Source organism: Jejuia spongiicola (genome assembly GCF_023502325.1).
Classification (GTDB): domain Bacteria; phylum Bacteroidota; class Bacteroidia; order Flavobacteriales; family Flavobacteriaceae; genus Wocania_A; species Wocania_A spongiicola.
The window spans coordinates 61636-76380 of record NZ_JAMFLZ010000007.1 but is presented as its reverse complement, the minus strand read 5'-3'; the positions used below and the strand labels follow the sequence as shown (position 1 = coordinate 76380).

Genomic DNA, 14745 nt, shown 5'->3' with positions numbered 1-14745 from the left:
AATCTGCTCTTTTTTTATTCAAAAGAATTTGCTGTTACCAGATTTTTACTCTGTCCTCTGGTTTAATGTACATATCATCACCTTCTTTAATATCAAAGGCTTTATAAAAAGCATCAACATTTTTAAGTGGCATAACTGCACGATACATTCCTGGCGAATGTGTATTCGTTTTTATTTGATTACGTAACGCATCATCAGTGTATTTTGTTCTCCAAATAGTACCCCATGATAAAAATAAACGTTGCTCAGGAGTGTAACCATCAATGTTTTCTGGTCTACCATTTTCGGCCATATATAATTGAAGTCCATCGTAAGCAGCATTAATGCCACCTAAATCTCCAATATTTTCACCTAGAGTGAATTCTCCATTTAAAAAAGTTTCAGGTAAAGCTTCAACAGCACCGTATTGATCAGATAGTTTCTTACCAAGGGCTGTAAATTGCTCTAAATCTTTGTCGGTCCACCAATTGTTTAAATTTCCATTGGCGTCGTAACGCGAACCAGAATCATCAAAACAGTGCGATATTTCGTGTCCAATTACAGCACCTATACCGCCATAATTAACAGCTTCATCTGCTTGATAATTATAAAAAGGAGGCTGTAATATGGCAGCAGGAAAAACAATTTCATTGTATGGAGGCATAAAGTATGCATTTACAACTTGTGGCGCCATTAACCATTCACTTTTATCTACAGGTTTACCTAGTTTATTTAGGTCGTCCTTGTAATTCCAAGCTCTTACATTTTGAATGTTGCTAAAGTAAGATCCTCCGTTTTCAATACTTTCTACTTTAAGCTCAGAGTAGTCTTTCCATTGATCTGGATAAGCAATTTTAACATTCATTTTCTTTAATTTCTCCTTCGCTTTTTCTTTAGTTTCTGGAGTCATCCATTCTAAATTATTAATTCTTTTTTCAAAAGCTAGCATGATGTTTTTAATCATTTTCTCTGCTTTTGCTTTAGCTTCAGGTGGAAATTTTTTATCAACATATAATTTTCCTAAAGCTTCACCAATAGTTCCGTTTAATGTATTTAAAGCTCGTTCTTCTCGATCTCTTTGTTTTTTTGAACCTCTTAATACTTTACTGTAAAACTCCCAGTTGGCTTTGTCAATTTCAGTTGAAAGTACTCCAGCACTACGGTCAATTAATGTCCAGCGCATGTAATTTTTCCAATCGTCAACATTGTTCTCTTTTAAAAGACCTTCTAACGCTTTAAAATAACCAGGATCTGTTACAATAACAGTATCAATTTCTTTAACTCCAATACCTTTAAAATAGGCATTCCAGTTAATTGAAGGTGTCATTTTTGCTAAGTCGTCCATTGACTTTGGATTGTATCTTTTTCTAGCATCTCTTCTGTCTTCTTTAGTCATTCTTGGTTTAGCCATTCTAGTTTCAAAATCCAGAACTTTGTCTGCATTTGCCTTAGCATCTTCTTCAGAATCACCAATAAATTGTAGCATTCGTGCTATATGCGCACGATATTTTTCTCTTTTTTCCTTTGTGTCATCATCTTCATCAACATAATAATCTCTACTTAACCCTAATGCACCGTTGCCTAAATAACCGGCATTTATGTTACTGTTTTTTGGATGAGAGCCCACACCAAATCCAAAGAAACCTATACCTCCTTTTGGTTCAGCTTCAATTATAAGGTTTTGTAAATCATTGATGTTTTTAATGTTATCAATTTTAGCTAATGCAGATTCTAAAGGTTTAATGCCTTGAGCATCTCTGGTAACAGTATCCATTACAGATTGAAAAAGAAAAACAGCCTTTTCTTGATCTGAACCAGGCAAGACCTCAATTTTATCCAAATCTTTGTTTGTGGTCATTGCCGATTTTAAAATTGCCAAAGCATCTTCATCAGTCTTTTTTCTAAGTTCATCAAAGCTTCCCCATCGTGTTCTATCTGATGGAATCTCGTTATTATCTAGCCATGTACCATTAACATGTCTAAAAAAGTCATCACTTGGTTTTACTTTAGTATCCATGTATTCTATATTAATACCTGGAACCTTTTCTATTTGTGCAGTTTCTTTTTTTGCATCTTCTTTACAGGCTACAAGCCCTAAAAAAGAAAACCCACTTAGTAGGAATAAAAAATTTAGTTTGTTTTTCATTTTTTGATTTTAGTTAAAAAAAATTGTTTTACAAGTTACTACTATTTAGTACCTGTGAAGTAAGTTTTATAATAACCTTAACAAAAAATTAAGAAAAAAGGATGCTTGTATTATTGTGGTTTTTGGATATTATTACTGTCTTTTTCTAGCTTTTTATTCATTTGAAAGTTAAGGTTTGAAAAGGATATCAAAAACTCTTTGATACTACTTTTAAGAGCCTCTTTGTTTGTAGTAGATAGGTTTGATAAACTTTCTAATTTGTAGATTTTTGTTTCTAAAACTTGCAATCTAGCTAGAGTCGCAGAAGTGTTTACTAGTTCAGGAATATTCTTTTTCAAATCAGTTAAAAGCGTTTTAATCGTTTCTTTTTCTTTAAAAAAGTTTAAATCTCCTTCTTTTACATTGGTTACTATATCTTGAATTTGGTAATATTCTCCCCAGTTTTCAATAACCTGTTCTGTTTTTTCATCTAAAGCAAAATCAAGATAATCAAGCTTCGAAATATCCTTTTCAGATAATTCTTGACTCGTAATTTCTGTAGTATTAATAGGACTATTTTCTTCTTCTTCCGTTTTTTTACATGAAGAAATAAGGATAAAAATACTTATAATGCTTAAAATTTTAATATTCATACTATTACATATTGTAGATGCCTTACAAAGATATAGTAATAGTTTATTCTTTGTTATTTTTTAATAAAATATTGAGACAAATATTGCTTCAAAAATATCCTCTTATTAAATTTATTAGAATATGATATTATCAATATAATCTTATTATTTTTGATAAATTCTTATATAAAGCATTTTAAATGGATCCCAAAATATTGATTATTGGTGCTTGTGGACAAATAGGTTCTGAATTAACATTTAAACTTAGAGCCGTTTATGGTGATGAAAATGTTATTGCAAGCGATATAAGTTATAGCAATTTAGATATTGTTAATACTGGACTTTTTGAAATTGTTGATGCTCAGGATTACGTAAGTGTTAAAGTGTGTGTTGAAAAATACAATATAAATACTATTTATTTAATGGCAGCTATGTTAAGCGCCACTGGAGAAAAATACCCAATGAAAGCATGGGATTTAAATATGAATTCTTTGTTTCATGTATTAAATTTAGCAAAGGCAAAGTTTATTAAAAAAATATTTTGGCCTTCTAGTATAGCAGTTTTTGGACCTACAACACCAACAGAGAATACCCCGCAATACACCACAATGGAACCTTCTACAGTTTATGGTATTACCAAACAAGTAGGCGAGCGTTGGTGCGAATATTACAACCAAAAGTATGGTGTAGACGTTAGGAGTTTGCGATACCCAGGAATAATTAGTTGGAAAACACAACCAGGTGGTGGCACAACCGATTATGCTGTAGATATTTACCATAAAGCCATTACAGATAAAAAGTATGATTGCTTTCTAACAGAAAACACCAAATTACCTATGATGTTTATGGACGATGCTATAAAGGCAACGGTTGATATTATGAGTGCAGCTGCAGATGTTGTTAAAATACGGTCGTCGTATAATTTATCGGCTATAAGCTTTACACCTAAGGAAGTGGCTCAATCTATAAAAAGGCAAATTCCAGAATTTGAAATAAGTTATACTCCAGATTATAGACAAGCCATTGCTGATAGTTGGCCTAAAAGCATAAATGATGACTCGGCAAGACAAGATTGGAACTGGAAGCATACTTTTAATTTGGAAGATATTACCAAAGAAATGCTTTTCCAATTAGGTAAAAAGTATGGCATTTAACAAAAAATAAGAGTATGAAATTTCTTTATTCGTATATTTGAACAACCCTAAATTTTAATTAATATGCTTGATAATTTTTTATTCAACGTAAAATATGGCATTAACCACGTCTTAGATATTAATGCTTACGACCACGTTTTATTTTTAATAGTACTAACCATTCCATATGTTTTTAAAGACTGGAAACGTGTTTTATTGCTCGTTTCTGTATTTACATTAGGTCATACCCTATCTCTTGTTTTAGCTGCTTATAACGTGGTTAGTGTAAATGGCGAAGTTGTAGAATTTTTAATACCCGTAACTATTTTAATAGTAGCTCTATTTAATGTGTTTACAGCTGGTAAAGGGGCTCAAAAAGAAAAAGTAGGTGTGCTTTTTTTAACCACTTTGTTTTTTGGCTTAGTGCACGGTTTAGGCTTTGCTCGAGAATTCCAAATGCTTGTTGATGATACCGATAATAAATTAGTTTTACTGCTAGAGTTTGCTCTAGGCATAGAACTGGCGCAGGTTATAATTGTATTTATTGTGCTGTTTTTAAGCTATGTGGTGCAAACTATATTTAGATTTACTAGGCGCGATTGGATTATGGTAATATCTGCAATTGTAGTTGGGTTGGTAATACCTATGCTATTAGGAAGTGATTTTTTATCGTAAATGATTAAATCTTTAAAAATACTCGCATGTTTTCTGCTCTTATTTAATTGCGCAAAGAGAAATCAAATACATGAATTTGAAAAAATTTTAGGCAAAGAAAATGCGAAAACATTGACTTCCCTTATTAACGATTTTGAAGATGATTTTCTCCAAAAAGAATATCCTGATTTAAGTGTTGAAGATGCATACATTGAGTTTTTGATTCAAGTAGATGATGATATGTCTGGTGACTGGATGAAGCCTTCTCAGGATAAAAGAAAAGTACTTGATAAAAACAATTTTAAGTTTGAATTATATCAAATAGCAGATTCAGTTTGGATTGAAAAAAATCCTGATGCTTTATTTAAATTAGAAAAATCTATAGTTAAAACCCGATGGAAATATTTAAATGAAAAAGGAATATTTGAATTTAATTTTTCGGAATCTACAATAGCCTTTTTTGAACCGAAAAATGAAGATTCATTAATAAAACTTAGAAAAAAATACATTGATATTAATTACACAGGAAAATACCGTAAGGCTTTGAGAGCTATTTCCAAAGAAAATCAGTTTATTCAAGAGTATCTTAATATGACAGATGCGGCTGGAAATTTAGACCCTAGATTGATTGCTGGAAAGATGCTTTTTAAAAAAGTTGATGTTTCAGATTATTTTATTAAAAGATTAATTATTACAGAAATAATTTATTAAGGACATTTAAAAAACACAACTTTTAACTAGAAAATATTCGTCTTTTGAATTGTCAATAAAATTAAATTTTCGGAAAAGTTTAACGAACTTGCGTTGTAATTAAAATACTAACAGAGTATATTCGTTATTACAATTGCTTCGCGTTAAGGATTGTAATGAAAATCCTTTTACTTTTTTGTAAAAGATTGTAATGAAAAGCCTGACCCGAATAACTAGAAATATTAAAGAGTATTTCTAAAATTTTAAAATGAGGGTAACGCCATAATAAGAACATAAATTAATGCCAGAACATAAACAACTTAAGTACGATAAGGCTTATTTAAGAATTGCTGAAGAATGGGGGAAGTTATCGTATTGCAAACGCCGACAAGTTGGCGCGCTTATTGTAAAGGATAGAATGATAATTTCTGATGGTTATAATGGAACTCCATCTGGATTTGAAAATTTTTGTGAAGATGATGATGGTTACACAAAGTGGTACGTGTTGCATGCCGAGGCTAATGCTATTTTAAAAGTTGCATCGTCAACACAATCGGCAAAAGGAGCAACGTTATATATAACCATGTCGCCTTGTAAAGAGTGTAGCAAATTAATACATCAAGCAGGTATAGTTAAGGTGGTGTATCATCAAGCTTATAAAGACGATTCTGGGTTACGCTTTTTAGAAAAAGCAGGTATTGAACTTAAATTAATTGAAGTTATAGACGAATAATGTCGTACAAAAAAAAATATTTACCATTGGTTTTAGGTGTTGCTATTGCAGCAGGCATTTTTATTGGCGGGAAGTTAAATTTTTCTGACTCGCCAGATCGTTTGTTTTCAACCAATAGTAAAAAAGACAAGCTTAACAGGCTTATTGATTACATTGATTATGATTATGTAGATGACATAAATACAGATAGCATTGTAGATGTTACAGTTAACGGTATTCTAGATAATTTAGACCCGCATTCGGTATACATCCCAAAAGAAGATATGGAACGTGTTGCCGAAAACATGAAAGGTGATTTTGTAGGTATTGGTGTTAGTTTTTATACTTATAAAGATACTATTACTGTTATTAGACCCATAGAGAATGGCCCAAGCGCAAAAGCAGGAATTAAAGGTGGCGACCGTATTATTATGGCCAATGGCGATTCGCTTTACGGCGAACGTTTAAACGATGGCGAATTAGTTAAAAAACTTAAAGGTCCAATTAATAGTAAAGTAAAATTAAAAGTATATAGAAAAGGCGAACCAAAGCTTTTAAATTTTACTGTAAAACGCAGCACCATTCCTATAAAAAGTGTTGATGCTTCCTATATGCTTACCGAAAAATTGGGTTATATAAAAATTAACCGCTTTGCAGAATCTACTTATAAGGAATTTAAAGCAGGATTAGAGAAGCTAATCCATCTTGGTGCTACCGAATTGGCAATAGATTTGCGTGATAATCCAGGTGGGTTTTTAGGAATTGCAGAACAAATTGTTGATGAGTTTTTAGAGGATGATAAACTTATTTTATTTACAAAAAATAAACGTGGAGATATCGAAAAAAGCTTTGCCACAAGTAAAGGCGAATTTGAAGAAGGCAACGTTTATGTATTGATTGACGAAAACTCTGCTTCGGCAAGTGAGATTGTAGCAGGTGCGTTACAAGATAACGATAAAGGGACTATTGTTGGACGACGCTCTTACGGAAAAGGACTCGTACAACGCGAAATGGATTTAGGAGATGGAAGTGCGGTGCGCCTAACAGTGTCAAGGTATTATACTCCAACAGGGCGTTCTATACAAAGGCCTTATAAAAAAGGACATAAAGATTATTACGATGAGTATTTTGATAGATTAGAAAGTGGTGAACTTTTAGATCCTGAAAAAATTAAAGTTGCTGATTCGCTAAAATTTACAACCCCAGAAGGAAAAGTTGTTTATGGTGGTGGCGGCATTATACCAGATGTGTTTGTGCCTATAGATAATAGTATGCATAATGAAACACTTACCTTTTTGCAACGCCGTGGTTTTATTGGTTATTTTGTATTTGAAGAATTAGAAAAAGACCGTCATGTTTATGATGGAATTTCAAGGCGCGACTTTATTGATAGCTATGAGGTGGGTGAAGATTTAGTTTTTGCTTTTCAAGATTATTTAAATGTACGAACAGATTCTAAAATAACTTTTGTGGCGTATCATAACGAGGTTAAACAATACATAAAAGCCACTCTTGCTGATCAACTTTATGGTAATGGCGCTTTTGAAGAAGTTTTCAATCAACGCGATATTATGATAGATGAAGTAATTAAGTTGAGTGATGGAAAATGATTAAAGCTCTCAAACCACTTTATCATGCACTTTAGTATGCTTCCCTCCATTCCAAAGCGTTAAAATATCGGTAGCTACATGCGCACCACTTCCAGAAGCTATGGAAAATTGACTGCGCCAACCTGCTAATGTACCAGCAACATATAGGTTTTTTTCAATCAAATGATCTGTGTTTTTTAACCAAATACGGTCTTTTTCAATCACTGTTCTTGGGTGCGGTTCTATATATTGCTCTAGGCCTTTAATAGTCATTAAATTAGTATATCCAACAGCAATAACTACTAATTTAGATTGGTAAGTGTTTTTGTTGGTTTCAACTTTAAATCCGTTTGCAGATTTAGAGATAACACAAACTTTTTCGTTTTTAATTTGCTCGACATGTGGGTATAAGTCATACAATTGCTTTTTGCCACTTTCTAAAATAGAAGCCCCAGTAGTTTCTGGAGTTAACCCCAATACATTATTAAATAACGCAGTTTGTAAATGCGATGTTTTTTGGTGCGTTATAATAGCAATTTGCTTGTTCTCAGCAAAGGGTTTGTTTTTTGCAGACCCCAAAACCAAAGCACAAGATAAACCAGCTGCACCACCACCAATTATTAAAGCATCAAACATTATTTAGATCCTTTTGTTTTTTGCTCAATGCGTTTTGAAACCCTTAGAATACTCATCATTATAATAACACAAAATGATGCTACAATGGTTATTAATGCAATCATACTATCGCCTTCAAAAGGTGCATTAAAATCTATTTTAGTAAAGTTAAAAACGATAAGCGCAAGAGCAACAATACTAAGTAATACGGTTAATATTTTCATGTGTTTTTAATTATTTTTCAATAACGCTTGTTTGCCAAATGCTCATTATGGGCTAAGCAATATCAAATAAGGCTTTTATATTATGAGCAAATAATTTTACTGCTATAGCTAGCAATATAACCCCAAATACTTTACGAATAATGTTAATGCCATTTTGCCCTATAACACGTTCAATTTTTGAAGATGTTTTAAGCACAATATAAATGATAATAACATTCATTAAAACAGCAATAATGATGTTTTCTGTTCTAAATTCCGCCCTTAAAGATAGTAAAGTTGTTAAACTTCCTGGTCCAGCAATTAATGGGAATGCTAAAGGAAAAACAGCCGTAGTCATTGATGCATTTTCTTCTTGCTTGTAAAGCGTAATGCCTAAAATCATTTCTAAAGCAATAAAAAATAAAATAAACGCACCAGCTACTGCAAACGAATTTACATCAATACCAATAAGGTTTAATATACTTTTTCCTAAAAACAAGAATAAAATTAAAATAACTCCAGCTATTATTGATGCTTTTTCACTTTGTATATGTCCTGCTTTTTTGCGTAAATCAATAACAATAGGAATATTTCCTATAATATCAATCACTGCAAATAACACCATAAATGCAGTGAAAATTTCTTTAAAATTGAGTTGCATGCGTTTTAGTTTTACTTTTTCCGCAAAAGTAGATGATTATAACTGATTTATAACATTAAATTAAGGTAAACTATATTAAATCATGGTAATGAGTGAATATAAGCATAAGAATCAAAAACTTTTGAAGCAATTATCAAAGTATTTAAATCTCGATTATCGAGTAAAGTTTCTCTATTTTTGCTCAAAACTTTTAGTTTATAAACATGTTTCAATTAGGAAAAACCATAGTTTCAGAAGATATTATAGATAAAGATTTTGTATGCAATCTATCGGCATGTAAAGGGGCTTGTTGTATTGATGGAGATGCTGGTGCACCACTTGATAAAGAAGAAGTTCAAATTCTAAAAGATATTTACCCTAAAGTAAAACCATTTTTAAGAAAACAAGGAGTTGAAGCTATTGAGCAGCAAGGAACACATATTGTTACTGATTTTGGAGACCTTGAAACTCCTTTGATTAATAATGCTGATTGTGCTTATGTTATTTTTGATGAAAAAAACACAGCACTTTGCGGTATTGAAGAAGCTTATAATCAGGGAGAAATTTCTTGGAAAAAACCAGTATCTTGTCATTTATATCCAATTCGTGTAAAGGAATATTCTGAATTTTCAGCTGTGAATTATAATAAATGGGAAATTTGTGATGATGCTTGTACACTTGGGAAAGAACTTCAAGTTCCAGTTTACAAATTTGTAAAAGAAGCACTTATAAGAAAGTTTGGAGAAGATTGGTATATGGAATTAGAAAAGGTTGTAGAGAACCATAAATAACAATATATAAATTGAAGAAAGTTTGTTTTTTGTCGATTTTGTGCATTTTCTTTTTAAAAGAATCTGTACAGGCAAAAACAACGTTAAATGCCTTATTAGAAACTAATATTAAATTAAAAAACAGCGATAGTATAATTGCTGTTTTGGATAGTTATTATAGAGGTAAAAAATACAATGCTCTTATCGAAAATGCCCAGAAATGGGAAAACGAATTACTAAAAAAACCTAAAATAGATAGCTTATTAATTTCTAAAATTAGGCACAAAAAGGGCTATGCAAATTACACTTTAGGAAATTATCAGTTAGCGATTGCAGATTTTAATAATGCAATAAATAGTTTGCCAAAATCTGGAAAAGATTCTAATTTACACGCAACCATACTATTTGACCGTTCATATGCCGAATATTATTTTAATCGACGTACAGATTATTATAAATCCTTAAAAGAATCTGCGGTTATTTTAGGAAAACTTGATAATCCTGACTATGACTATCTATTGGAGGTGTATGCAGAGCTTAGCTATGAAACGAAGTATTTAGGATATTTTGAAGAAGCTGAAAATTATCTGCAAAAAGGATACGACATTATTAAGGCAAAGAAAAACAAGACATCAAAAGATGTGCTTTTTAAACACTACTCTATAAGTCTCTATTGTTCGTGGAAAAAAGAAGAAGAAGCGTTGAATCATTTAAATGATTTAGAGGCTGTGAAAAAAAGAAAAACATTTAATCCAGCAGAGACATTAATGTATGCTGTTTCCTTGAATTTAATGGCTGATTTTTATCTTGTTAATATTGATAAGTTTGACAAAAACATAGCTTTAATGAGGGCTGAAAGTTATTTAGATAAAGCATTTAAAAATTTAAATAAAGAGAATAATAAGGACAGTTATTTACAATTTAAGTTTAATTATAATAAGCTTTTATTAGAAAAAGAAGCATTTGAGGATGTGTTAAAAGGTGCTAACGAATTATTGACTATATCAAAAGAAACTGATACAAGGCGTTCATTTTTTATAGCTATGAAAGCTAAAGCGTTTTTTAAAATGAAAGCCAAGGAAAAGGCTGAAGAAGCGTTATTCCAAATGGTATCATCAATTCATAATGACTCTACTTATCTAAAGCAAGATTATTCAAACTTTAAGCCAAGTTTTGTTCTTCATCACACGGGCTTACTTGTTGAATTAGCCGATGAGTTTCTAGAAGCTTTTTCTAATGATGATACGGTAGTTGAACAAGCGAATAAGATTTATCTAATAGCATTAAAACAATTTAAAAATTGTTATTGGCAAAGTAAATTCAATAAAAACACCAAAGAAATTTATAATAAATCAATATCAGGAATTTTAAATACTCAGAAGTTAAATGAGGATAAAAATTTTAATATTAGCATTATTAATGATATTGAAAATATTGAAAACCGTTTAGCTTGGAAAGCATTTATAAATAATAGGACTACAGCCAATATTGCAATTCCAGATAGTGTAAGATATAAAGAGCTAGAATTGAGGCAAATAATGCTTTTGGCAAAACAAAAGAATGACAACCAAAAGTATATAAATACAAAAGAAGCACTTGAAGCATTTAATAAGCAATTAAAGAAAGATTATCCCAAAATAGCCTCTTTTGTATATCAAGACTTTAGTATTGAAAATTTGCAAAAGCAATTAGTAAAAGGACAAATTATTCTACGGTACAAAAAGCATAAAAAGCATTTTTTTGTTTTTGTAATTACTGCAAACAATATTGAAATTATTCCTGTTGAAAAAAGTGTTTTAACAGAAGAAAAAATTGAAGCTTATATTAATAATTTATCATCAATAAAAGAGCATAGAATTTTGGGAAAAGAGTTAACAAAGGCTTTAATTCCTATTAATATTAGTAATTATAATTCTATAATAGTAATCCCTGATGGCATATTGCACCATTTACCGTTTGAAACTTTAACCACAAAGTCGGGTAACTTTTTAGTTGAAGATTATAGTGTGAGTTATGCACCGCATTTGGTTTTTATAAACAACACTGGAATGAGTGAGTCCAAGGCCGAAAATAATTTATATATTTTCTCTCCAACGTATAATTTAAATGGCGAAACTAATCTGCAAGGGGCTTTAAGTGAATCTAAAAGTATTCACAACATATTTAATGGAGAATTGTTTATTGGTGATGATGCTTTGAAAAGTAATTTCATTAATAATGCTTTTAAGGCTGACGTGTTGCATTTGGCTATGCATGCTAAACTGAATGATGCAAACCCAGAACTAAGTTATTTTTCTTTTACAGAAAAAGAAGAAAATAATAAAATGTATCTCGAAGAATTATACGGCTTAAATCTTAAAGCAGAATTAGCCGTATTAAGCGCTTGTAATACAGGAAAAAGTGATTTGAAAAATCCTGAAGGCGCTATATCACTACAACGGGCATTTACATTTTCGGGGGTTCCATGTACAGTGTCCAGTTTATGGCAAGTCCCTGATGTAGAAACATCAAAGATTATGGTGCATTTCTATAAGTATTTAAAGTTAGGAAAAACAAAAGATGCTGCGCTAAGGCTAGCTAAAATAGATTATTTAAAAGAAACAAAAGATGCAGAATTAAGACACCCTTTTTATTGGGCTGGTTTTGTGATATCGGGAGATATGTCTCCTATAGCATCATCGGCAACAAACTATTGGTTTGCCCTAGTATTGGGGGTGTTAATTGTAATTATTATACTTTATAAAAGAAAACAGTTAATCCAGTTTTTTAAATAACAATTTTGCTTCCTCTTTTTTGAATTCATGATTAGAAAGTAATTTACTTAGAGTTTGTTTTGAAGCCTCAATATTATTGTTTTTTAAGTAAGCTAAAGATAAATACCACAAGTTTTTATCTTGGAAAGCATCTTGAGTTTTTAAATTGTCTTGAAAAATTAAAATAGCATCATTTGTTTTATTAACCTGTAACAAAGCATTGGCTTTATAAAATAAAATAGTATTGCTAGGTTCTGATGCTAAAACCTCATTAAAATAACTTATAGCCTCATTGTATTTTTTCGATTCGTAAGCAACAAAAGCTTTTGTTTTTAAATCATTATCAGTTTCTCCTCTAACAATAGGCTGAACAACGTTTCTATAAGGTGTAAAATTATCAGTAAAAAGTTTATCAGGATTAGTCTTTTCGGTATTTAAATACCAAAAACAAGATAAACCAATTAATACAATAATAGAAGCTGCTACTATTTTTTTATAATTAAAAGATGAACTTTTTTCTTGCTCAAAATCCTGTAATATTTTTTTTGTAGCTTCTTGTTCTTCTTTTTGTATAGATTTTTTTAAATTCTTATGAAATAGAACATTGTCTGCAAATTCAGAATCTGTATCCATTAAATGGTCAAATACTTTTTTATCAGCCTTTGAAAGTGTTTTAGAAAAATAGGATGCTATTAATTCGTTTTTATCCATTGTTATGTTTTAAAATCATTGTTTTTAGGGTCTTTATACAACGCGATTTCTGACTTTTCACAACATCTTTATTTGTATAATTTAATTCAACCATAATCTCTTCAAGATTAAAACCTCTATAATAAAATAGGGTGAGTACATCTTTGCATTTCTGTCCCAAATTTTTAAAAGCCCTCTGCAATTGTACTTGTTCTTGAGACAATTCATTATTAATTTCATTAAATGCTTTTAATTCATTAGAAGTTTCAAATTCTAAAAGATCATCAATCAAATGCATCTTTTTGTTTTGCTTTAATTTTTTGTAAATCATGTATTTACCAATACTAAATAGATACGTTTTTAATGTACTCTTCAAATCATCAATCTTACCATTAATTGCATTTTCTCTAAGAGCAACTATACTGTCTTGGTATATGTCAACAATCTCCTCTTTAGATATTGGATACTTTTTAGCAAAATTTAAAAAAGCTGCTTTGTTAGAGATGTAAATATGTTTTAAAACATGTTTGTCTCCTTTTTTAAGCCCTTCAATCAAGTTGCTTTCTAGCATTTAGTGTTCAATTTTTCTTTAAGTAAACAGATGTAAATATAAAATAATTACAATTCAATGTTTACTTTTTTTAAGGGGCAACACTAAAAGATATAATTAATTAAATCCTGTTAACATTATGAAAATGAAATTACTACCAGTTTTTCTTTTGGGTTTTATTTTTTCAAGTCAGTTATCTCATGGTCAGTTTTTAAAAAAACTAAAACAGAGAGCTGAAGAAGCTGCAAAAGAAGCCATTATTAGAAAAGCCGAAGATAAAGCTGCAAGAATGGCTGAAAAAAGTGCTGAAAAAGTATTGAATTTTGACTTTTCCAGAAAAAGCGAAGACCCGTCTATTTTGCCATTAAGTTATGAGTTTGAATGGAAGTATGTTTTGCAAATGCAAGCCAATGGCAACAACGTTAATATGGTATATTACTTAAAGCCAGAAGCTAAATATTTTGGAGCAAAGCCTGATATGGGGAAGAATAAACAAATAGGGAGTATGCTTATGGTTATGGATGAGAGTTTGAAAGTGATGACTTTATTTTCTGACATGAATGGACAGAAGATGGGACATATTTTACCAACAAATGAGAATCTTGAAAACGATGAAGAAGATGAAAACGAAGACCTGGAAGATTTTACTTTTAAAGAGATTGACACTAAAACTATTTTAGGATATGAATGTCAAGGTTTTGAGTTTGAAAGTAGTGAGTATAAAATGAAAATGTATGTAGCTTTTGATGCGCCAGTAAGCTTTAATCAGGTTTTAGGCACGCACACTAAACATACACCAAAAGGATTTAACCCTAAATGGTTAGAAGCTGCAGATAGTAGTTTGGTGCTAGAAATGAATTTTATACACAAAAAGAAGAAAAAATATAATTCTAAAATGGTATGTGTTGCTTTAGAGAACGAGCCCTCTACTGTCACCATAAATGAATACCAATTTATGAATACAGGAGACACAGCAATGCTAACTGAAGATTAATCAAAAGCAAGATATA

Annotated in this window: 15 protein-coding genes; 8 read left to right on the top strand and 7 right to left on the bottom strand. The window is 30.8% G+C overall.

Annotation, left to right across the window (positions count from 1 at the left end):
• Window positions 1-34: 34 nt before the first annotated feature.
• Window positions 35-2125 (bottom strand): M13 family metallopeptidase, encoded by a 2091-nt coding sequence (locus M3P09_RS14650; RefSeq protein WP_249973719.1) that lies wholly within the window; start codon window positions 2123-2125, stop codon window positions 35-37.
• 110 nt (window positions 2126-2235) lie between these two features.
• Window positions 2236-2757, bottom strand: a complete 522-nt coding sequence (locus M3P09_RS14645) for a hypothetical protein (RefSeq protein ID WP_249973718.1) — start codon at window positions 2755-2757, stop codon at window positions 2236-2238.
• A gap of 179 nt (window positions 2758-2936) precedes the next feature.
• Between M3P09_RS14645 and M3P09_RS14640 the strand changes: the two genes are divergently transcribed.
• From M3P09_RS14640 to M3P09_RS14620, 5 genes are all read left to right on the top strand, one after another.
• Window positions 2937-3890 (top strand): NAD-dependent epimerase/dehydratase family protein, encoded by a 954-nt coding sequence (locus M3P09_RS14640; protein WP_099565339.1) that lies wholly within the window; start codon window positions 2937-2939, stop codon window positions 3888-3890.
• A 63-nt stretch (window positions 3891-3953) separates the two neighbouring features.
• Complete coding sequence (locus M3P09_RS14635; protein WP_249973717.1) at window positions 3954-4544, top strand: HupE/UreJ family protein; 591 nt, start codon at window positions 3954-3956, stop codon at window positions 4542-4544.
• Window positions 4545-4655: 111 nt separating this feature from the next.
• Window positions 4656-5234 carry a hypothetical protein gene (locus M3P09_RS14630; protein ID WP_249973716.1) on the top strand — a complete coding sequence of 193 codons (579 nt, stop codon included), beginning with the start codon at window positions 4656-4658 and terminating at the stop codon, window positions 5232-5234.
• A gap of 280 nt (window positions 5235-5514) precedes the next feature.
• Entirely contained in the window at window positions 5515-5946 is a 432-nt protein-coding gene (locus M3P09_RS14625; protein WP_099565341.1) for a deoxycytidylate deaminase, read from the top strand.
• Window positions 5946-7535, top strand: a complete 1590-nt coding sequence (locus M3P09_RS14620; RefSeq protein WP_249973715.1) for a S41 family peptidase — start codon at window positions 5946-5948, stop codon at window positions 7533-7535. The genes M3P09_RS14625 and M3P09_RS14620 overlap by 1 nt, the downstream gene beginning before the upstream one ends.
• A 9-nt stretch (window positions 7536-7544) precedes the next feature.
• Here the strand turns inward: M3P09_RS14620 and M3P09_RS14615 are convergent, their stop codons facing one another.
• Genes M3P09_RS14615 through M3P09_RS14605 form a run of 3 tightly spaced genes read right to left on the bottom strand, consistent with a single transcriptional unit; the run spans window position 7545 to window position 8993 of the window.
• On the bottom strand, window positions 7545-8150 hold the full coding sequence (locus M3P09_RS14615) for an FAD-dependent oxidoreductase (RefSeq protein WP_249973714.1): 606 nt from the start codon (window positions 8148-8150) through the stop codon (window positions 7545-7547).
• Window positions 8150-8353, bottom strand: a complete 204-nt coding sequence (locus M3P09_RS14610) for a hypothetical protein (protein WP_249973713.1) — start codon at window positions 8351-8353, stop codon at window positions 8150-8152. The genes M3P09_RS14615 and M3P09_RS14610 overlap by 1 nt, the downstream gene beginning before the upstream one ends.
• A 52-nt stretch (window positions 8354-8405) precedes the next feature.
• A complete protein-coding gene (locus M3P09_RS14605) occupies window positions 8406-8993 on the bottom strand; it encodes a MarC family protein (protein ID WP_099565347.1) in 588 nt (195 codons plus the stop codon).
• 203 nt (window positions 8994-9196) lie between these two features.
• On the opposite strand from M3P09_RS14605, the gene M3P09_RS14600 reads away from it, so the two are divergent.
• Both M3P09_RS14600 and M3P09_RS14595 read left to right on the top strand, forming a co-directional pair.
• The gene (locus M3P09_RS14600) at window positions 9197-9763 is read left to right on the top strand and encodes a DUF3109 family protein (RefSeq protein ID WP_249973712.1); all 567 of its coding nucleotides are present in this window, start codon (window positions 9197-9199) and stop codon (window positions 9761-9763) included.
• Window positions 9764-9774: 11 nt separating this feature from the next.
• Window positions 9775-12516: a CHAT domain-containing protein gene (locus M3P09_RS14595; protein ID WP_249973711.1), complete on the top strand. Its 2742-nt coding sequence runs from the start codon at window positions 9775-9777 to the stop codon at window positions 12514-12516.
• Here the strand turns inward: M3P09_RS14595 and M3P09_RS14590 are convergent.
• Window positions 12496-13206, bottom strand: a complete 711-nt coding sequence (locus tag M3P09_RS14590) for a tetratricopeptide repeat protein (protein ID WP_249973710.1) — start codon at window positions 13204-13206, stop codon at window positions 12496-12498. The two genes, M3P09_RS14595 and M3P09_RS14590, sit on opposite strands and share 21 nt — an antisense overlap.
• Window positions 13199-13756 (bottom strand): RNA polymerase sigma factor, encoded by a 558-nt coding sequence (locus M3P09_RS14585; RefSeq protein WP_249973709.1) that lies wholly within the window; start codon window positions 13754-13756, stop codon window positions 13199-13201. Before M3P09_RS14585 ends, M3P09_RS14590 begins: the two co-directional genes overlap by 8 nt.
• 124 nt (window positions 13757-13880) lie before the next feature.
• On the opposite strand from M3P09_RS14585, the gene M3P09_RS14580 reads away from it, so the two are divergent.
• Window positions 13881-14729, top strand: coding sequence for a DUF4412 domain-containing protein (locus M3P09_RS14580; RefSeq protein ID WP_249973708.1), 849 nt, complete (start codon window positions 13881-13883; stop codon window positions 14727-14729).
• The last annotated feature ends 16 nt before the right edge of the window (window positions 14730-14745 follow it).

What these genes read in the sequence shown, in the direction of transcription:
- M3P09_RS14650 (WP_249973719.1), bottom strand. Translation starts at nt 2,125, where the DNA reads ATGAAAAACAAACTAAATTTTTTATTCCTACTAAGTGGGTTTTCTTTT.
- M3P09_RS14645 (WP_249973718.1), bottom strand. Translation starts at nt 2,757, where the DNA reads ATGAATATTAAAATTTTAAGCATTATAAGTATTTTTATCCTTATTTCT.
- M3P09_RS14640 (WP_099565339.1), top strand. Translation starts at nt 2,937, where the DNA reads ATGGATCCCAAAATATTGATTATTGGTGCTTGTGGACAAATAGGTTCT.
- M3P09_RS14635 (WP_249973717.1), top strand. Translation starts at nt 3,954, where the DNA reads ATGCTTGATAATTTTTTATTCAACGTAAAATATGGCATTAACCACGTC.
- M3P09_RS14625 (WP_099565341.1), top strand. Translation starts at nt 5,515, where the DNA reads ATGCCAGAACATAAACAACTTAAGTACGATAAGGCTTATTTAAGAATT.
- M3P09_RS14620 (WP_249973715.1), top strand. Translation starts at nt 5,946, where the DNA reads ATGTCGTACAAAAAAAAATATTTACCATTGGTTTTAGGTGTTGCTATT.
- M3P09_RS14615 (WP_249973714.1), bottom strand. Translation starts at nt 8,150, where the DNA reads ATGTTTGATGCTTTAATAATTGGTGGTGGTGCAGCTGGTTTATCTTGT.
- M3P09_RS14610 (WP_249973713.1), bottom strand. Translation starts at nt 8,353, where the DNA reads ATGAAAATATTAACCGTATTACTTAGTATTGTTGCTCTTGCGCTTATC.
- M3P09_RS14605 (WP_099565347.1), bottom strand. Translation starts at nt 8,993, where the DNA reads ATGCAACTCAATTTTAAAGAAATTTTCACTGCATTTATGGTGTTATTT.
- M3P09_RS14600 (WP_249973712.1), top strand. Translation starts at nt 9,197, where the DNA reads ATGTTTCAATTAGGAAAAACCATAGTTTCAGAAGATATTATAGATAAA.
- M3P09_RS14590 (WP_249973710.1), bottom strand. Translation starts at nt 13,206, where the DNA reads ATGGATAAAAACGAATTAATAGCATCCTATTTTTCTAAAACACTTTCA.
- M3P09_RS14585 (WP_249973709.1), bottom strand. Translation starts at nt 13,756, where the DNA reads ATGCTAGAAAGCAACTTGATTGAAGGGCTTAAAAAAGGAGACAAACAT.
- M3P09_RS14580 (WP_249973708.1), top strand. Translation starts at nt 13,881, where the DNA reads ATGAAATTACTACCAGTTTTTCTTTTGGGTTTTATTTTTTCAAGTCAG.